We start from the raw sequence: 18,469 nt of genomic DNA, 5'->3' as shown, positions 1-18,469 counted from the left end.
ACCACCTCCCCTTCTGAGCGGGCGGGGACCCGGCGGTACGTACGGCCGCGCCGGATCTGAGAGGGCGCATGAGCGAGCGCAGCGAGCGAATCATGGAGAGCCGCGCGCCCGCGGAACGCCGTACGGACACCCTCCGCCCACCAGCGGCCGGCCCCCGTCCCGAAGGGCGCGCAGGCCGCGAGGGGCGCGCATGAATCAGGTCCGGCACGTTCCCGTGATGCTCCAGCGGTGCCTCGATCTGCTGGCCCCCGCCCTCGCCGAGCCCGGCGCGGTCGTGGTCGACTGCACCCTCGGTCTCGGCGGACACAGCGAGGCCCTGCTCTCCACGTTCCCCGCCGCCCGGCTGGTCGCGCTCGACCGCGACCAGGAGGCGCTGCGGCTCTCCGGCGAGCGGCTCGCCCCGTTCGGCGACCGCGCCACCCTCGTCCACGCCGTCTACGACGAACTGCCCGAGGTGCTCGCCCGGCTGGGAATCCCCCGCGTCCAGGGCGTGCTCTTCGACCTCGGTGTCTCCTCGATGCAGCTGGACGAGGCGGAGCGCGGCTTCGCCTACGCCCAGGACGCCCCGCTCGACATGCGCATGGACCAGTCGTCCGGTGTCAGCGCCGCCGAGGTCCTCAACACCTACCCGCCCGGCGAACTGGTGCGGATCCTGCGCGCGTACGGCGAGGAGAAGCAGGCCAAGCGGATCGTCTCCGCGGTCGTCAGGGAGCGCGAGAAGGCGCCCTTCTCGCACAGCGCCCGGCTGGTCGAGCTGATCCGCGACGCCCTCCCGCAGGCCGCCAAGCGCACCGGCGGCAACCCCGCCAAGCGCACCTTCCAGGCCCTGCGCATCGAGGTCAACGGCGAACTGTCCGTCCTGGAGCAGGCCATTCCGGCCGCCGTGGGGTCCCTGGCCGTCGGCGGCCGGATCGCCGTCCTCTCGTACCACTCACTGGAGGACCGCCTCGTCAAGCAGGTCCTCGCGGCCGGGGCCGCCAACACCGCGCCGCCCGGCCTGCCCGTCGTCCCCGAGCGCTATCAGCCCCGGCTGAAACTGCTCACCCGCGGCGCCGAACTCCCCACCGAGGAAGAGATCGCGGAGAACCGCCGCGCGGCCCCGGCGCGGCTGCGGGGGGCGGAGCGGATCCGGGAGGACGCTCTGTGAGCGGACCGGCCAAGCAGTTGAGGGGGCGGGCCGCGCGGCTCGCCCAGCTGATGCCCTCCGGAAACAGTTCGGCGGCGCGCACCCCCTTCGTCCTGCTGGTCGTGCTGCTCCTCGGCGGCGGTCTGATCACCCTGCTGCTGCTGAACTCCTCCCTCAACGAGGGCTCGTTCCAGCTGAGCGAGCTCAAGAAGCGGACGACCGACCTCACCGACGAGGAGCAGGCCCTGCAACGGGACGTGGACGAACGCTCCGCGCCGTACGCCCTGGAGCGGCGGGCCCGTGAGCTCGGCATGGTGCCCGGCGGCAGCCCCGCCTTCCTCAACCCGGACGGTACGGTCCGCGGCGTGCCCGGCGCCGGCGCGTCGCCCTCCGCGCAGCCGTCGGCCCAGTCCGAGGGCCGGCCCTCTCCCATGGAGGAGACCCCGCCGTCGGCGGTCTCGCCGCCGTCTCCCGCGCTCTCCGCCCCGGCGTCCCCCTCCCCCCTCGCGTCCCCCTCCCGCTCCGCCGACCCCGCCCGCGAGACCCCCGGGCAGGCCCCCGCACCGGCCTTCGGCACGCCGGCCCCGACGACCCCCGGCAGGTGACCCAGTGCCCTCCCAGGAACCCCCGCGCCGCCGGGTGCCCAAGCCCGCGCGCTCCGGGAACGACGGACGGTCCCGCCCCGCGCCCCGGCCCGCCGCCCGCCGCCCGCGCCCCGCGTCCCGTGCCCCGCGCCGGATCAGGCTCGGCAGCCCCCGCCCCCGCCTGCGGCTTGTCAGCCTCGGACTGACCCTCGTCATGCTGGCGTTCGTCGTCCGGCTCCTCCAGGTACAGGCGGTCGACGCCAGCGCGTACGCCGCCAAGGCGGAGAAGAGCCGCTACCTCAGCCACACCATCGCGGCCGAGCGCGGGGAGATCACCGACCGCTCCGGGATCGCCCTCGCCACCAGCGTCGACGCGTACGACATCACCGCCGACCCGTCGATGTTCACCGCCGACTTCACCAAGATCCCGGACGCCCCGGAACAGGCCGCCGCGCTGCTCGCCCCGATCCTGGGCGCGGAGAGCGCCGACATCGTGAAGAAGCTCAGGACCCCCGACTCCCCCCGTTACACCGTGCTGGCACGCCGCCAGACCCCGCAGGTCTGGAACCAGATCAAGGACCTCAAGCGCGTCCTCGCCGAGAAGGCGAGCAAGGCGAGCAGGACCGCCAAGGGGAAGGCCGCCGGCACGGCCGCCGTCAGCGTGCTGTCGGGCGTCCTCCAGGAGGCCAGCAGCAAGCGCGTGTACCCCAACGGCGATCTCGCCGCCGGGATACTGGGGTACGTCAACGCCGCGGGCCGCGGCGCGGGCGGTGTCGAATCCATGCTGGACAAGCGGCTGGCGGGCGAGGACGGAAAGGTCACCTACGCCCAGTCGGGAGGCCGCCGCGTCCCCACCGCCAGCTCCCACGAGACCCCCGCCGTGCCCGGCTCCGACATCGAGCTGACCATCGACCGGGACATCCAGTGGGCCGCCCAGCAGGCCATCAGCGACCAGGTGAAGGAGTCCAGGGCGGACCGCGGCTATGTGGTGGTCCAGAACACCAGGACGGGCGAGGTGCTCGCCATGGCCAACGCCCCGGGCTTCGACCCCAACGACGTCTCCGCGGCCAACGCCGCCGCCATGGGCAACGCGGCCCTCCAGGACGTGTACGAGCCCGGCTCCACCAGCAAGGTCATGTCGATGGCCGCTGTACTGGAGGAGAAGGCGGCCACCCCCGCCACCCATGTCGTCGTCCCGAACCGGCTGCACCGAGGGGACCGGCTCTTCAAGGACGACATCGACCACCCCACCTGGAACCTGACCCTCAACGGTGTCCTCGCCAAGTCCAGCAACATCGGCACCATCCTGGCGACCGGCCAGCTCGGCAGGACACAGCCCGAGGCCAACAAGGTCCTCCACTCCTATCTCAGCAAGTTCGGCATCGGCCGGCCCACCGGGCTCGGCTATCCCGGCGAGACCCAGGGCATCCTGGCCCAGCCGCAGGACTGGTCCACCTCGCAGCAGTACACGATCCCCTTCGGCCAGGGCCTCTCCCTCAACGCGATGCAGGCCGCCTCGGTCTACTCGACCATCGCCAACGGCGGCGTACGGATCGAACCCACCCTGATCCGCGGCGCGCGGGGCCCAGACGGCCGGTTCACGCCCGCCCCCGCGCCCAAGAAGACCCGCGTGGTGAGCGACGAGACCGCCAGGACGGTCGCCACCATGCTGGAGTCGGTCGTCGGCAACGAGGAGGGGACGGGCACCAAGGCCGCCATCCCCGGCTACCGCGTCGCGGGCAAGACGGGTACGGCCAACCGGGTCGACCCGAAGCTCGGCGTCTACAAGGGCTACACCGCGTCCTTCGCCGGCTTCGCGCCCGCCGACGACCCGCAGATCACCGTCTACTGCGCCATCCAGAACCCCACCAAGGGCAGCTACTTCGGCGGACAGATCTGCGGCCCCATCTACAAGAAGGTCATGGAGTTCGCTCTCAAGACCCTGCAGGTCGAACCGACCGGCAGTAAACCCGCCCGGCTGCCGGTCACCTTCAAACCCGGCGAGTGACCCCAGGGAACACCCCAGTGACAACCATCACCCCCGGTTCCGGGAACCACCCGGAACCCCCCGCGCACCAGTCCCCCTCACGTGGCTCGCGGCCCGCGGAGCCCGGTACGCTCACCGCCGTGCCACAAGCTGATCAGTACCGAACCACCCCGAAGGACGCCCCTGTGAACCATCCGGGGACGCCCCGTCCGGACCGGGTACGCCCGACCTCCCTCGCGGAGCTGGCGGCCCGGCTGGGCGCCGAGGCACCGGACCCGGGGGAGGTGAAGGGCCCTGGGGAAGCGACCGGCATCACCCACGACTCGCGCGCCGTACGCCCCGGGGACGTCTACGCGGCCCTCCCCGGCGCCCGCTTCCACGGCGCCGACTTCGCCGCCCAGGCCGCCGACCTCGGAGCCGCCGCGATCCTGACGGACCCGGCGGGCACCGAGCGCGCCGCGGCCACCGGCCTGCCGGTTCTGACCGTCCCGGACCCACGGGCCCGCATGGGGCAGCTCGCCGCCGAGATCTACGGACACCCCGGCAGGGATCTGCTCCAGATCGGGATCACCGGCACCTCGGGCAAGACCACCACCGCGTATCTCATCGAGGGCGGACTGCGCGGCGCGGGCCACCGCACCGGTCTCATCGGCACCGTCGAGATGCGTATCGACGACGAGCGCATCAAGTCGGAGCGCACCACCCCCGAGGCCACCGACCTCCAGGCCCTCTTCGCCGTCATGCGCGAGCGGGGCGTCGAATCCGTCGCCATGGAGGTCTCCAGCCACGCGCTGGTCCTCGGCCGGGTCGACGGCTGTGTGTTCGACGTCGCCGTGTTCAACAACCTCAGCCCGGAGCACATGGAGTTCCACTCCGGCATGGAGGACTACTTCCAGGCGAAGGCACGGCTCTTCACCCCGGAGCGCAGCAAGACCGGCGTCGTGAACTTCGACGACGAGTACGGCCGCCGGCTCGTCGCGGAGGCGACCGTCCCGGTCACCACCTTCTCCGCGGAGGGCCACCCGGACGCCGACTGGCGCGCCGAGGACGTCGTGGTCGGCTCGGGCGCCTCCACCTTCACCGCGATCGGCCCCAAGGGGGAGCGGGTCCGCGCCGAGGCCCCGCTGCCGGGACCGTTCAATGTCGCCAACACCCTGGCCGCGGTCGTCACCCTCGCCGTCGCCGGGATCGACCCGCACACCGCCGCCGACGGCATCGCCGCGGTCCCCGGCGTGCCGGGCCGGCTGGAGCGGGTGGAGGCCGGCCAGCCGTATCTCGCCGTCGTCGACTACGCCCACAAGACGGACGCCGTCGAATCGGTCCTGCGCTCCCTGCGCAAGGTCACCAAGGGCAAGGTGCACATCGTCCTCGGCTGCGGCGGCGACCGCGACAAGACCAAGCGCGGCCCGATGGGCGCCGCGGCGGCGCGGCTCGCCGACACCGCCGTACTGACCTCCGACAACCCGCGCGGCGAGGACCCGCTCGCGATCCTCGCCACGATGCTCGCCGGCGCCGCCGAGGTGCCGATCCATGAGCGCGGGGACGTCCTGGTCGACGCCGACCGGGCCTCCGCCATCGCCGCCGCGGTGGGCCTGGCAGGGGACGACGACACCGTACTGGTCGCGGGCAAGGGCCATGAGCAGGGCCAGGACATCGCCGGGGTGGTACGCGCCTTCGACGACCGTCAGGTCCTGCGCGAGGCCATCGAGCGCTCCCGCCGCCACGAGCCGGGCCGTGAGCCAGGCCACGAGCACCGTCACGAGAACAACAGTCAGGGATGACCCAGTGATCGCCCTCTCTCTCGCCGAGATCGCCGCCATCGTCGGCGGGCAGCCGCACGACATACCGGATCCGGCCGTCCGTGTCACCGGATCCGTCGTCTACGACTCCCGCGCGGTGGAGACCGGCAGCCTGTTCGCCGCCTTCGCCGGAGAGCGCGTCGACGGCCACGACTACGCGCGGCGTGCCATCGAGGCGGGCGCGGTGGCCGTACTGGCCACCCGCCCCGTCGGTGTGCCCGCGATCGTCGTGGACGACGTCGTACGCGCCCTCGGCGCGCTCGCGCGCGATGTCGTGGAGCGCCTCGGCGCCACCACCGTCGCGCTGACCGGCTCGGCCGGCAAGACCAGCACCAAGGACCTCATCGCCCAACTGCTCCAGCGCCTCGCGCCCACGGTCTGGCCCGAGGGCAATCTCAACAACGAGATCGGCCTGCCGGTGACCGCCCTGCGGGCTGTCGAGGACACCCGCTATCTCGTCCTCGAAATGGGCGCGCGCTACATCGGCGACATCCGCTACCTCACCGGACTCGTCCCGCCCCGGATCGGCCTCGTACTGAACGTCGGCACCGCCCACATCGGCGAGTTCGGCGGCCGGGAGCAGATCGCCCAGGCCAAGGGGGAGATGGTCGAGTCCCTGCCGTCCGCGGCCGACGGCGGGGTGGCGGTGCTCAACGCCGACGACCCGCTCGTCCGCGCGATGGTGACCCGCACCAAGGCCCGTACCGTGCTGTTCGGAGAGTCAGACGAAGCAGACGTACGGGCAGAGAACGTCCGCCTCACCGGGACCGGACAGCCCGCTTTCCGGCTTCGAACACCCTCCGGGTGCAGCGACGTGACGCTGCGGCTGTACGGTGAGCACCACGTGTCGAACGCGCTCGCCGCGGCCGCCGTCGCCCATGAGTTGGGCATGTCCGTCGACGAGATCGCCGTGGCGCTCTCCGAGGCGGGAACCCTCTCCCGCTGGCGTATGGAGGTCACCGAGCGCTCGGACGGCGTGACGATCGTCAACGACGCCTACAACGCGAACCCTGAATCCATGAGAGCGGCGCTCCGCGCGCTGGTCGCCATGGGTGGTGCCTCACGGGCCACGGGGGGCCGTACGTGGGCGGTGCTCGGCCTGATGGCCGAGCTGGGTGACGAATCGCTCGCCGAGCACGACGCGGTCGGACGGCTCGCCGTCCGGCTCAACGTCAGCAAGCTCGTGGCAGTCGGGGGCAGGGAAGCGTCCTGGCTGCAACTGGGCGCTTACAACGAGGGTTCGTGGGGTGAGGAGTCGGTGCACGTGTCCGACGCGCAGGCGGCGGTCGACCTGTTGCGCAGTGAACTGCGTCCGGGAGACGTCGTGCTGGTGAAGGCTTCGAGGTCGGTCGGTCTTGAGCGAGTCGCCATGGCACTGCTTGAGAACGCCACCGAGGGCGAGGTCGCCGGCCGATGAGGCAGATCCTCTTCGCGGGAGCCATCGGGCTCTTCCTGACACTGATCGGCACCCCGCTGCTGATCAAGCTCCTGGCCCGCAAGGGATACGGGCAGTTCATCCGGGACGACGGCCCGCGCACGCACGGCAGCAAGAAGGGCACGCCCACCATGGGCGGCATCGCCTTCATCCTGGCGACGCTCATCGCGTACGCCCTGGCGAAGGTGATCACCGGCGAGGACCCGACCTTCTCGGGTGTGCTGGTGCTGTTCCTGATGGCCGGGATGGGGCTCGTCGGGTTCCTCGACGACTACATCAAGATCGTGAAGCAGCGGTCGCTGGGCCTGCGGGCCAAGGCGAAGATGGCCGGCCAGCTGATCGTCGGTATCGCCTTCGCGGTGCTGTCGCTCCAGTTCGCCGACTACCGCGGCAACACCCCCGCCTCCACCAGGCTGTCGTTCGTCACGGACTTCGGCTGGTCGATCGGCCCGGTGCTGTTCGTGGTCTGGGCGCTGTTCATGATTCTCGCGATGTCCAACGGTGTGAACCTGACGGACGGTCTGGACGGCCTCGCCACCGGCGCCTCGGTGATGGTCTTCGGCGCCTACACCTTCATCGGTCTGTGGCAGTTCCAGGAGTCCTGCGCCAACGCGACGACCCTGACCAACCCCAACGCCTGTTTCGAGGTACGAGATCCGCTGGACCTCGCGGTCGTCGCCTCGGCGCTGATGGGCTCCTGCTTCGGCTTCCTGTGGTGGAACACCTCACCGGCCAAGATCTTCATGGGGGACACCGGTTCGCTCGCGCTCGGCGGCGCGCTCGCCGGTCTGGCGATCTGCTCCCGTACGGAGTTCCTGATGGCCATCCTCGGCGGCCTCTTCGTGATGATCACCATGTCCGTGGTCATCCAGGTCGGTTCGTTCAAGATGACCGGGAAGCGGGTCTTCCGGATGGCGCCGCTCCAGCACCACTTCGAACTCAAGGGGTGGTCCGAAGTCCTTGTGGTGGTCCGCTTCTGGATCATCCAGGGCATGTGCGTCATCGTGGGTCTGGGGCTCTTCTACGCGGGCTGGGCGGCCGAGAAGTGAACTGGCAGGGCAAGCGGGTCACCGTCGCGGGTCTCGGGGTCTCCGGGATCCCGGCGGCCCGGGTACTGCGCGGACTGGGCGCGGAGGTCACCGTCGTCGACGACGGCGACGACGAGCGGGCCCGCGCCCAGGCCGCCGAGCTGGAAAAGCTGGGCGTCACCGTCCGCCTCGGCGACGGGGCGACGCTGCCCGACGGCACCGAACTCGTCGTCACGGCCCCCGGCTGGAAGCCCGACAAGCCGCTCTTCCTGGCCGCCGAGGCGGCCGGGGTGGAGATCTGGGGCGATGTCGAGCTGGCCTGGCGGCTGCGCGGCCCCGGCGCGGCCCCCTGGCTCGCCGTCACCGGCACCAACGGCAAGACGACGACCGTCAGGATGCTCGCCTCGATCCTGGCCGCCGCGGGGCTGCGTACGGCCGCCGTCGGCAATATCGGCGTCTCGCTGCTGGACGCCGTCACCGGCGAGGAGACGTACGACGTACTCGCCGTCGAGCTGTCCAGCTACCAGCTGCACTGGGCGCCGAGCCCGCGCGCCCACTCCGGCGCGGTGCTCAACCTCGCGCCCGACCATCTGGACTGGCACGGCTCCATGGCCGCGTACGCCGCCGACAAGGGCCGGATCTACGAGGGCAACAGCGTCGCCTGCGTCTACAACGTGGCCGACCCGGCCACCGAGGACCTGGTGCGCGCGGCCGACGTCGAGGAGGGCTGCCGCGCGATCGGCTTCACCCTCGGCACTCCCGGACCGTCCCAACTCGGTGTCGTGGACGGCATCCTGGTCGACCGCGCCTTCGTCGAGAACCGGCGCGAGCAGGCCCAGGAGCTGGCCCATGTCTCCGACGTCGACCCGCCCGTCCCGCACAACATCGCCAACGCGCTGGCCGCCGCGGCCCTGGCGCGCGCGTACGGTGTCGAGCCGGCCGCCGTACGTGACGGACTGCGCGCCTTCCGCCCCGACCCGCACCGGATCGAGCGCGTCGCGGACGTCGCGGGCGTCACGTACATCGACGACTCCAAGGCCACCAACACGCATGCCGCGGAGGCGTCGCTCGCGGCGTACGACCCGATCGTCTGGATCGCGGGCGGCCTCGCCAAGGGCGCGACCTTCGACGAACTCGTCGGGACGTCCGCGAAGCGGCTGCGCGGCGTGGTGCTGATCGGCAGGGACCGCGCGCTCATCCGGGAAGCCCTCGCGCGACACGCCCCCGAAGTCCCGGTCGTGGACCTCGACCGGACCGACACTGGGGCGATGTCGGCCGCGGTCCGCGAAGCGGCACGGCTCGCGCAGCCGGGGGACACGGTACTGATGGCCCCGGCCTGTGCCTCGATGGACATGTTCGTCAACTACAACAAGCGGGGCGAGGCGTTCGCGGACGCGGTACACGCCCTCGCCGCCGAGCACGCCTGACCCGGTGTCGCAGCAGCAGGCCGCCGCAGCCCACTGACCACCCGCGCCAGCCGCGCCAGGCACGACTGGAGGGGACAGCGACGATGCCGGCCGACGACACCGCGGACCGAGATCCGCGGCCCGCGCCGGGGCCCGTCCGGCGCGGCTGGGGCTTCCTGGACGCGATTCCCGGCGCTCCCGCTCTCGCGGGGGCGCCAGGTGGCGTGGACACCCCGGAGGAGCGCGCGCACGCCGGTGCGGACGCCCGCGCGGGGCGCCCGGCCGGGCTCGCGCTGCGCGGCCGGGCCGCCGGAGCCGCCGTACGCCGTCCGGCCGCCACCCGGCGCGGGGGCGGCAAGGGCGGCAGGGGCGGCGCCTCCCGGCGGCAGCGCGGCGGCGGACCCCGGCGCTTCTACGAGCGGATGAGGCGCGCCTGGGACCGGCCGCTCACCGCGTACTACCTGATCCTCGGCAGCGGTCTGCTGATCACCGTGCTCGGTCTGGTGATGGTGTACTCCGCGTCGATGATCTACGCGCTCCAGCTGTCGCTGCCCGCCACGTACTTCTTCCGCAAGCAGTTCCTCGCGGTGGTCCTCGGCACCGGCCTGCTGCTGCTCGCCTCCCGGATGCCGATCAAGCTCAACCGCGCGCTCTCGTACCCGCTGCTGGTCGGTACGGTCTTCCTGATGGTGCTCGTCCAGGTCCCGGGGATAGGGCGGTCGGTCAACGGCAACCAGAACTGGATCTATCTGGGCGGCCCGTTCCAGCTCCAGCCCAGCGAGTTCGGCAAACTGGCGCTGATCCTCTGGGGCGCCGATCTGCTCGCCCGTAAACAGGACAAGCGGCTGCTGACCCAGTGGAAACACTTGCTGGTGCCGTTCGTCCCGGTCGCCCTGATGCTGCTCGGACTGATCATGCTCGGCGGCGACATGGGGACCGCGATCATCCTCTCGGCGATCCTCTTCGGACTGCTCTGGCTGGCCGGCGCCCCCACCCGGCTCTTCGCCGGTGTGCTGGCCGTCGCCGGGCTGATCGGCTTCGCGCTGATCAAGACCAGCGAGAACCGGCTCTCGCGGTTCGCCTGCATCGGCGCGATCGATCTGGGCCCGGAAGGGGAGTGCTGGCAGGCGGTCCACGGGATCTACGCGCTGGCCTCCGGCGGATGGTTCGGTTCCGGCCTCGGCGCGAGTGTGGAAAAGTGGGGCCAACTGCCCGAACCGCACACCGACTTCATTTTCGCCATCACCGGGGAGGAACTGGGTCTGGCGGGGACGCTGTCGGTACTCGCACTGTTCGCGGCTCTAGGCTATGCGGGTATCCGCGTGGCCGGACGCACGGAGGATCCCTTCGTGAGGTACGCCGCGGGAGGTGTGACCACCTGGGTCACGGTGCAGGCCGTGATCAACATCGGTGCGGTGCTCGGCCTGCTGCCGATCGCCGGAGTCCCGCTCCCGCTGTTCTCCTACGGAGGGTCGGCCCTGCTGCCGACCATGTTCGCTATCGGGCTGCTGATCGCGTTCGCGCGAGAGGATCCCGCCGCGAAAGCGGCCCTGGCCATGCGACGGCCCGGGGTGAGATGGAAGACGATGAGACGGCGCGTCAAGAAGCGTCCGTCCGGAGAGCGGTGAATTTCGGTGCATGTCGTACTCGCCGGTGGGGGGACCGCCGGCCACATCGAGCCCGCGCTCGCCCTCGCGGACGCCCTGCGCAGGCAGGACCCCACCGTGGGGATCACGGCCCTCGGCACGGAGCGCGGACTGGAGACCAGGCTCGTACCGGAGCGGGGATACGAGCTGGGACTGATCCCCGCCGTACCGCTGCCGCGCAAACCCACGCCCGAACTGATCACCGTCCCCGGGCGGCTGCGCGGCACGATCAAGGCCGCCGAGCAGATCCTGGAACGCACCAAGGCGGACTGCGTGGTGGGCTTCGGCGGCTATGTCGCGCTGCCCGGTTATCTGGCCGCAAAACGGCTCGGGGTGCCGATCATCGTCCACGAGGCCAACGCCAGGCCGGGACTGGCCAACAAGATCGGCTCGCGGTACGCCGCCGGTGTGGCCGTCTCCACCCCGGACAGCAAGCTGCGCGGCGCCCGCTACATCGGCATCCCGCTGCGCCGCACCATCGCCACCCTCGACCGGGCGCGCGTACGCCCCGAGGCGCGCGCGGCGTTCGGCCTCGACCCCAATCTGCCGACGCTGCTCGTCTCGGGAGGCTCGCAGGGCGCGCGCCGGCTCAACGAGGTGATCCAGCAGATCGCTCCGGTGCTCCAGCGCTCCGGAATCCAGATCCTGCACGCGGTCGGCCCGAAGAATGAAATGCCGCGCGTGGACAACATGCCCGGAATGCCGCCCTACATCCCGGTACCGTATGTGGACCGGATGGACCTCGCGTACGCCGCTGCCGACATGATGCTCTGCCGCGCGGGCGCGATGACCGTCGCCGAACTCTCCGCCGTCGGACTGCCGGCCGCCTACGTACCGCTGCCGATCGGCAACGGCGAACAGCGGCTCAACGCCCAGCCGGTGGTGAAGGCCGGCGGCGGACTGCTGGTCGACGACGCCGAACTGACCCCCGAGTGGGTCCAGAGCCATGTGCTCCCGGTGCTCGCCGATCCGCACCGGCTGTACGAGATGTCCCGCGCGGCCTCCGAGTTCGGCCGCCGGGACGCCGATGATCTGCTCGTAGGAATGGTGTACGAGGCGATCGCCGCACGCCGCCAGGCGTAGCGGCGCAGGGAGGCAGGGGAGCGTGGCCGGACCGACGACCGCAGAGCGTGGTGCCCGACCGCGGACGGAGTCCGGCCGCCCCGACGAGGGGCCGCCGGGCCGCCGGTTCGGACTCCCCCGCTTCCGGCTCTCTCCCCGTGTGCTGATCGCATTTATCGCCGCGGTCGCGCTGGTCGCCGGCGGGATCTGGGTGCTGTACGGCTCGGCGTGGCTGCGGGTCGAGACGGTGCGCACCTCGGGCACGGACGTGCTCACCCATGCCGAGGTCGAGGCCGCCGCCGCGGCTCCGGTCGGGGCCCCGCTGATTTCCGTCGACACGGACGGGATTGAGGCGCGGCTGCGCCGGAAGCTGCCGCGTATCGATTCGGTCGAGGTGGTCCGTTCATGGCCGAATGGGATCGGGCTGAAAGTGATCGAACGAAAGCCCGCGCTGCTTCTCGAAAAGGGAGCAAAGTTCATCGAAGTGGACGCCGGGGGTGTGCGTTTCGCCACGGTCGAGAAGGCGCCCAAGGGTGTGCCCCTCCTCGAATTGACGGTGGATCAGTCCGCCGGAACACAACGCTTCGGAACGGAGCGGCTGATGCGGCAAGCGGTACGGGTCCGCGCCGAACTGCCGGAGAAAGTGGCCGGGGACATCAGGGTCGTACGGGTCCGTTCGTACGACTCGATCTCCCTGGAGCTGACCGGCGGCCGTACGGTGATGTGGGGAAGCGGAGAGGACGGTACGGCCAAGGCGCGTGCGCTCACCGCTCTCATGAAAGCGGTCCCCAAGGCGGTGCACTTCGATGTGAGCGCACCCACCGCGCCTGCGGCGTCGGGGAGTTGACGGGCAAATGTGCTGGCCAGCACCCTGGTTGGTCAGCGCTATGGGTGATCACATAGGGTGAAAAGAAAAACGGGAGGTTCGGCGTGTTCGTTGAACGTGCGCCACTTGTCGACTTAGTGTCCTGTTCGGAAGAGTCCAAGAAGCGGACACACTGGTAACCCTGAACTTCAACGTGAGGGTTTGGGTCGGCGTTTCGGACCGTCCCATCGGCATCAGTCGTCGCGGCGCCACATCAGCGAAGCGACGACACGTAACTCGAGGCGAGAGGCCTTCGACGTGGCAGCACCGCAGAACTACCTCGCAGTCATCAAGGTCATCGGTGTCGGCGGCGGTGGTGTCAATGCCATCAACCGAATGATCGAGGTCGGCCTCAAGGGCGTCGAGTTCATCGCGATCAACACCGACGCACAAGCCCTGTTGATGAGCGACGCCGACGTCAAGCTCGACGTCGGCCGTGAACTCACCCGCGGCCTCGGCGCCGGAGCCAACCCGGCAGTCGGCCGCAAGGCGGCGGAGGACCACCGCGAGGAGATCGAGGAGGTCCTCAAGGGGGCCGACATGGTCTTCGTCACCGCGGGCGAGGGCGGCGGCACCGGCACCGGCGGCGCGCCCGTCGTCGCCAACATCGCCCGCTCGCTCGGCGCCCTCACGATCGGTGTGGTCACCCGCCCGTTCACCTTCGAGGGCCGTCGGCGCGCGAACCAGGCGGAGGACGGCATCGCCGAACTCCGCGAAGAGGTCGACACCCTCATCGTCATCCCCAACGACCGCCTGCTGTCCATCTCGGACCGCCAGGTCAGCGTCCTCGACGCGTTCAAGTCCGCGGACCAGGTGCTGCTGTCGGGTGTCCAGGGCATCACCGACCTCATCACCACCCCCGGCCTGATCAACCTCGACTTCGCCGACGTCAAGTCGGTGATGTCCGAGGCGGGCTCCGCGCTCATGGGCATCGGCTCGGCCCGCGGCGACGACCGCGCGGTGGCCGCCGCCGAGATGGCGATCTCCTCGCCGCTCCTCGAAGCGTCCATCGACGGCGCCCGCGGTGTCCTGCTCTCCATCTCCGGCGGTTCCGACCTCGGTCTCTTCGAGATCAACGAGGCGGCGCAGCTGGTCAGCGAGGCCGCCCACCCCGAGGCCAACATCATCTTCGGCGCCGTCATCGACGACGCCCTGGGCGACGAGGTACGGGTCACCGTGATCGCGGCCGGCTTCGACGGCGGACAGCCGCCGACCCGGCGCGAGACCGTACTCGGCGCGGGCTCGAAGCGCGACGAGCAGCCGGCGCCCTCCCGGTCCTCGGACACCGGCCGCTCCTCGGGCGGACTGGGCACCGTACCGCCGCGCGAGGACATCCCGGTCAAGTCCGAGCCCATTCCCGCGGTCAACGAGAAGCCGCTCTCCCCGATGAACCAGCCGCAGGTTCCCCCGGCCCGTCCCTACCAGGACAGCCAGGCCGAGGAGCTGGACGTTCCGGACTTCTTGAAGTGATACGACAGCACGAAACACGGAGCGGCGCGCACTTCGCCTTCACCGACCGGTGGGGCGGGGTGAGCGCCGCTCCGTACGATCAGCTCAATCTCGGCGGCGCGGTCGGCGACGACCCGGGCGCCGTACGCGCCAACCGTGAACTCGCCGCGAAGTCCCTGGCGCTCGATCCCGCGCGGGTCGTCTGGATGAACCAGGTGCACGGCCGCGACGTGGCCGTCGTCGAAGGGCCGTGGACGAGCGCGGACATCCCGGCCGTCGACGCGATCGTCACGCTGAGCAGCGGACTGGCACTCGCCGTGCTCACCGCGGACTGCGTTCCGCTGCTGCTGGCCGACCCGGTCGCCGGGATCGCGGCCGCCGCCCACGCCGGCCGTCCCGGTCTGGTCGCCGGGATCGTACCGGCCGCCGTCGAGGCGATGATCACACTCGGCGCGGAGCCGTCCCGGATCACCGCCCGTACCGGACCGGCCGTCTGCGGCCGCTGCTACGAAGTCCCGGCGCGGATGCGGGACGAGGTCGCGGCCGTCGTACCGGAGGCCTGCTCCGAGACCAGCTGGTCGACCCCGGCCGTGGACGTCGTCGCCGGGGTCCACGCACAGCTCGACGCGCTCGGGGTGCGGGACCGGCAGCGCTCGGCCGTCTGCACACTGGAGTCGGACGACCACTATTCGTACCGCCGCGACCGCACCACCGGACGGCTCGCCGGCTATGTCTGGCTGGACTGATAAGCACATGAAGGACCGGAAGACTGAACTCGCCGCGAATCTGGCGATGGTGGAGGAACGTATCTCCGCCGCCTGCGCCGCCGCCGGGCGCGCGCGGGACGAGGTGACCCTGATCGTGGTCACCAAGACCTATCCCGCGAGCGATGTCCGGCTGCTCCATGAACTCGGCGTACGGCATGTCGCCGAGAACCGTGACCAGGATGCCGCGCCCAAGGCGGCCGCGTGTGCGGATTTGTCGCTGACCTGGCACTTTGTTGGTCAATTGCAGACGAACAAGGTCCGTTCCGTAGCCAGTTACGCCGAAGTCGTGCAGTCTGTCGACCGGCTCAAGCTCGTTTCCGCTCTCTCCGCCGCGGCGGTGCGCGCGGAGCGTGAGCTGACCTGTCTGATTCAGGTCGCCCTCGACGCGGAGTCCGGTGAACGCGGTGCGCGGGGCGGCACGGCGCCCGACGGAATTGAGGAGTTGGCCACAGCGGTGGCCGGTTCACCAGGACTGCGGCTCGGCGGTCTGATGACCGTGGCGCCGCTCGCCGGACCGTACGCGGGACGGCAACAGGCGGCGTTCGAGCGGCTGCTGGAATTCTCATCCCGCCTACGCGCGGACCATCCGGCTGCGAACATGGTCTCAGCAGGGATGAGTGCGGACCTTGAGGACGCTGTGCGGGCCGGTGCGACACATGTACGCGTCGGTACGGCGGTACTCGGAGTCCGACCCAGCCTCGGGTAACGTCGCGAAGAAAGTCGGACCACGGCAGAAAATATGGTCATTTCGCCAAAAAGCGGACAGGCCTAGTGGATCGCGGGCACTTGGTGACGAGGCCGATCCACCACAGAGCGGAGGACTCAGAGCATGGCCGGCGCGATGCGCAAGATGGCGGTCTACCTCGGCCTCGTGGAGGACGATGGGTACGACGGCCGGGGCTTCGACCCCGACGACGATTTCGAACCCGAGCCGGAGCCCGAGCGGGAGCACCGGCGCCACCAGCCCGTGCGCCAGCCGGAGCGGGAAGAGCCGGTACGGGTGCCCCACCCACCCGCGCAGCGCGAGCGCGAGCCGGTGTCGCTAGCGGCAGAAAGCGGACGTCCCGCACGAATCGCCCCCGTGGCGTCCATCACACCTGAACGTCCGAGCCTGGAGAAGAACGCACCGGTGATCATGCCCAAGGTTGTGTCCGAGCGGGAGCCCTACCGCATCACCACGCTGCACCCGAGGACCTACAACGAGGCCCGTACTATCGGGGAACACTTCCGCGAGGGCACTCCGGTGATCATGAATCTGACCGAGATGGACGACACCGATGCGAAGCGACTTGTCGACTTTGCCGCGGGACTTGTCTTCGGTCTCCATGGCAGCATTGAGCGAGTGACCCAGAAGGTGTTCCTGCTGTCTCCTGCTAACGTCGATGTCACGGCGGAGGACAAGGCCCGCATCGCAGAGGGCGGGTTCTTCAACCAGAGCTAGGAAGCAGCACCGGGAACGACCCGGTCGCACGGCGGAAAAACCCCGGCGGGCGGCCGGACCAGAGTGAGCCAGGGGAGAGGGAAGCAGCGGGATGGGCGTCGCACTACAGGTGGTTTACATCGCGCTGATGTGCTTCCTCATCGTGCTTATTTTCCGGTTGGTCATGGACTACGTCTTCCAGTTCGCCCGCTCATGGCAGCCCGGCAAGGCGATGGTGGTCGTTCTGGAGGCCACCTACACTGTCACCGATCCACCGCTCAAGCTTCTGCGGCGGTTCATCCCGCCGTTGCGTCTCGGGGGCGTGGCACTCGACCTGTCCTTCTTCGTTCTGATGATCATCGTTTACCTCCTGATCTCGCTTGTGAGCAACCTGGCGAGGGGAATGTGAACGATACGGTCTTGCCGACTGCCGACGACTACGTAGAGGTGAAGTAGAGATGCCGTTGACCCCTGAGGACGTGCGGAACAAGCAGTTCACGACCGTCCGCCTCCGAGAAGGCTACGACGAGGACGAGGTCGATGCCTTTCTCGACGAGGTCGAGGCCGAACTGACCCGCCTGCTCCGCGAGAACGAGGACCTGCGCGCCAAGCTGGCCGCCGCCACGCGTGCCGCCGCGCAGAACCAACAGCAGCAGGGTATGCGGAAGCCTCCCGAACAGCAGGAACGGCCGGGTGCCCCGGTACCCGCCGCCATATCCGGACCGCCGCAGCAGCAGCAGCCCCCGCAGATGGGTCCCCCCCAGCTGCCCGGTGGAGCTCCGCAGCTGCCCGCGGGTCCGAGCGCGCACGGCCACGGCCCCGGTCCGCAGGGTCACGACCCGCGGGGTCAGCACGGTCCCGGACCGATGGGCCAGGGCGGCCCCATGCAGCAGGGTGGCCCGATGCAGGGCGGCCCCATGCAGCAGGGTGGCCCCATGGGCCAGGGCGGTCCGATGCAGGGCGGTCCCATGCAGCAGGGCGGTCCCATGGGTGGACCGATGGGCGGTCCCATGGGCGGCCACGCTCCGCAGATGCAGCAGCCCGGTCAGGGCCCCGGCGGCGACAGCGCCGCGCGGGTCCTCTCGCTCGCCCAGCAGACCGCCGACCAGGCGATCGCCGAGGCGCGCTCCGAGGCCAACAAGATCGTCGGCGAGGCGCGCAGCCGTGCCGAGGGTCTGGAGCGTGACGCGCGCGCCAAGGCGGACGCGCTGGAGCGGGACGCGCAGGAGAAGCACCGCGTGGCGATGGGCTCCCTGGAGTCCGCGCGCGCGACGCTGGAGCGCAAGGTCGAGGACCTGCGCGGCTTCGAGCGCGAGTACCGCACGCGGCTGAAGTCCTACCTGGAGAGCCAGCTGCGTCAGCTGGAGACCCAGGCCGACGACTCGCTGGCCCCGCCGCGGACCCCGGCGACCGCTTCGCTGCCGCCGTCGCCGTCCATGGCTCCGGCCGGTGCGGGCGCGATGGGACACAGCATGGGCGGCAACCCGTCCATGGGCGGTTCCATGGGCGGATCCATGGGTGGATCCATGGGTGGCCACACGCCTTCGCCGGGACCGTCGTACGGCGGTCAGCAGCAGATGTCGCCGGCGATGACGCAGCCGATGGCACCGGTGCGGCCGCAGGCGCCGCAGCCGATGCAGCAGGCGCCGTCGCCGATGCGGGGCTTCCTGATCGACGAGGACGACAACTGAGGGGCGGCGTGCGCGTGAGCAGCGCGTAGCCGTCGGCAGGCTGAGGGGCTGGGCCCGGGGTTTTCACCTCGGGCCCAGCCCCTTTTTGTGGGCGGGTGCGGGTGCGGGTGCGGTGGCGGGTGTGGGTGTGGGCCGCTGCGCGGGGCTCTCCCCTGACCCGCCCCTTCCCGAAACCGGGGCGAGCCCCGGACCCCGGCCTCCACC

General features: G+C 70.7%; 16 protein-coding genes. All 16 read left to right on the top strand.

Features of this window, described 5'->3' with window-relative positions; genetic code table 11:
* Nucleotides 1-190: 190 nt before the first annotated feature.
* Nucleotides 191-1,147 (top strand): 16S rRNA (cytosine(1402)-N(4))-methyltransferase RsmH, encoded by a 957-nt coding sequence (gene rsmH / locus ACZ7LS_RS00790; RefSeq protein ID WP_382530846.1) that lies wholly within the window; start codon nt 191-193, stop codon nt 1,145-1,147.
* Nucleotides 1,144-1,731, top strand: coding sequence for a cell division protein FtsL (gene ftsL, locus ACZ7LS_RS00785; protein WP_385132376.1), 588 nt, complete (start codon nt 1,144-1,146; stop codon nt 1,729-1,731). The genes rsmH and ftsL overlap by 4 nt, the downstream gene beginning before the upstream one ends.
* Before the next feature lie 4 nt (nt 1,732-1,735).
* The gene (locus ACZ7LS_RS00780) at nt 1,736-3,718 is read left to right on the top strand and encodes a peptidoglycan D,D-transpeptidase FtsI family protein (RefSeq protein WP_382530850.1); all 1,983 of its coding nucleotides are present in this window, start codon (nt 1,736-1,738) and stop codon (nt 3,716-3,718) included.
* A 17-nt stretch (nt 3,719-3,735) separates the two neighbouring features.
* The gene (locus tag ACZ7LS_RS00775; protein ID WP_385132373.1) at nt 3,736-5,478 is read left to right on the top strand and encodes a UDP-N-acetylmuramoyl-L-alanyl-D-glutamate--2,6-diaminopimelate ligase; all 1,743 of its coding nucleotides are present in this window, start codon (nt 3,736-3,738) and stop codon (nt 5,476-5,478) included.
* Between the two features lie 4 nt (nt 5,479-5,482).
* Entirely contained in the window at nt 5,483-6,913 is a 1,431-nt protein-coding gene (locus tag ACZ7LS_RS00770; RefSeq protein WP_382530854.1) for a UDP-N-acetylmuramoyl-tripeptide--D-alanyl-D-alanine ligase, read from the top strand.
* The gene (gene mraY / locus ACZ7LS_RS00765) at nt 6,910-7,980 is read left to right on the top strand and encodes a phospho-N-acetylmuramoyl-pentapeptide-transferase (RefSeq protein ID WP_129766852.1); all 1,071 of its coding nucleotides are present in this window, start codon (nt 6,910-6,912) and stop codon (nt 7,978-7,980) included. Before ACZ7LS_RS00770 ends, mraY begins: the two co-directional genes overlap by 4 nt.
* Nucleotides 7,977-9,386, top strand: a complete 1,410-nt coding sequence (murD, locus tag ACZ7LS_RS00760; RefSeq protein ID WP_385132370.1) for a UDP-N-acetylmuramoyl-L-alanine--D-glutamate ligase — start codon at nt 7,977-7,979, stop codon at nt 9,384-9,386. Before mraY ends, murD begins: the two co-directional genes overlap by 4 nt.
* 83 nt (nt 9,387-9,469) lie before the next feature.
* A complete protein-coding gene (ftsW, locus tag ACZ7LS_RS00755; RefSeq protein ID WP_382663913.1) occupies nt 9,470-10,993 on the top strand; it encodes a putative lipid II flippase FtsW in 1,524 nt (507 codons plus the stop codon).
* A gap of 6 nt (nt 10,994-10,999) precedes the next feature.
* The gene (murG, locus tag ACZ7LS_RS00750; protein ID WP_030353511.1) at nt 11,000-12,094 is read left to right on the top strand and encodes an undecaprenyldiphospho-muramoylpentapeptide beta-N-acetylglucosaminyltransferase; all 1,095 of its coding nucleotides are present in this window, start codon (nt 11,000-11,002) and stop codon (nt 12,092-12,094) included.
* 22 nt (nt 12,095-12,116) lie between these two features.
* The gene (locus ACZ7LS_RS00745; RefSeq protein ID WP_382663909.1) at nt 12,117-12,920 is read left to right on the top strand and encodes a cell division protein FtsQ/DivIB; all 804 of its coding nucleotides are present in this window, start codon (nt 12,117-12,119) and stop codon (nt 12,918-12,920) included.
* 276 nt (nt 12,921-13,196) lie between these two features.
* The gene (gene ftsZ / locus ACZ7LS_RS00740; RefSeq protein ID WP_382525544.1) at nt 13,197-14,408 is read left to right on the top strand and encodes a cell division protein FtsZ; all 1,212 of its coding nucleotides are present in this window, start codon (nt 13,197-13,199) and stop codon (nt 14,406-14,408) included.
* Nucleotides 14,405-15,133: a peptidoglycan editing factor PgeF gene (gene pgeF, locus ACZ7LS_RS00735; protein ID WP_382525542.1), complete on the top strand. Its 729-nt coding sequence runs from the start codon at nt 14,405-14,407 to the stop codon at nt 15,131-15,133. The genes ftsZ and pgeF overlap by 4 nt, the downstream gene beginning before the upstream one ends.
* 7 nt (nt 15,134-15,140) lie before the next feature.
* On the top strand, nt 15,141-15,860 hold the full coding sequence (locus ACZ7LS_RS00730) for a YggS family pyridoxal phosphate-dependent enzyme (protein ID WP_382525540.1): 720 nt from the start codon (nt 15,141-15,143) through the stop codon (nt 15,858-15,860).
* 123 nt (nt 15,861-15,983) lie between these two features.
* Nucleotides 15,984-16,595, top strand: a complete 612-nt coding sequence (locus tag ACZ7LS_RS00725) for a cell division protein SepF (protein WP_382525538.1) — start codon at nt 15,984-15,986, stop codon at nt 16,593-16,595.
* A gap of 91 nt (nt 16,596-16,686) precedes the next feature.
* Entirely contained in the window at nt 16,687-16,983 is a 297-nt protein-coding gene (locus ACZ7LS_RS00720; RefSeq protein WP_382525537.1) for a YggT family protein, read from the top strand.
* 49 nt (nt 16,984-17,032) lie between these two features.
* Entirely contained in the window at nt 17,033-18,265 is a 1,233-nt protein-coding gene (locus ACZ7LS_RS00715) for a DivIVA domain-containing protein (protein ID WP_382967957.1), read from the top strand.
* Nucleotides 18,266-18,469: the final 204 nt, after the last annotated feature.

The sequence above is a fragment of the Streptomyces sp. NPDC039430 genome, assembly GCF_055639435.1.
The sequence above is the reverse complement of the archived record's forward strand: the minus strand, read 5'-3'. Positions and strand labels throughout refer to the sequence as shown.

What these genes read in the sequence shown, in the direction of transcription:
- rsmH (WP_382530846.1), top strand. Translation starts at nt 191, where the DNA reads ATGAATCAGGTCCGGCACGTTCCCGTGATGCTCCAGCGGTGCCTCGAT.
- mraY (WP_129766852.1), top strand. Translation starts at nt 6,910, where the DNA reads ATGAGGCAGATCCTCTTCGCGGGAGCCATCGGGCTCTTCCTGACACTG.
- ftsW (WP_382663913.1), top strand. Translation starts at nt 9,470, where the DNA reads ATGCCGGCCGACGACACCGCGGACCGAGATCCGCGGCCCGCGCCGGGG.
- ACZ7LS_RS00730 (WP_382525540.1), top strand. Translation starts at nt 15,141, where the DNA reads ATGAAGGACCGGAAGACTGAACTCGCCGCGAATCTGGCGATGGTGGAG.
- ACZ7LS_RS00725 (WP_382525538.1), top strand. Translation starts at nt 15,984, where the DNA reads ATGGCCGGCGCGATGCGCAAGATGGCGGTCTACCTCGGCCTCGTGGAG.
- ACZ7LS_RS00720 (WP_382525537.1), top strand. Translation starts at nt 16,687, where the DNA reads ATGGGCGTCGCACTACAGGTGGTTTACATCGCGCTGATGTGCTTCCTC.
- ACZ7LS_RS00715 (WP_382967957.1), top strand. Translation starts at nt 17,033, where the DNA reads ATGCCGTTGACCCCTGAGGACGTGCGGAACAAGCAGTTCACGACCGTC.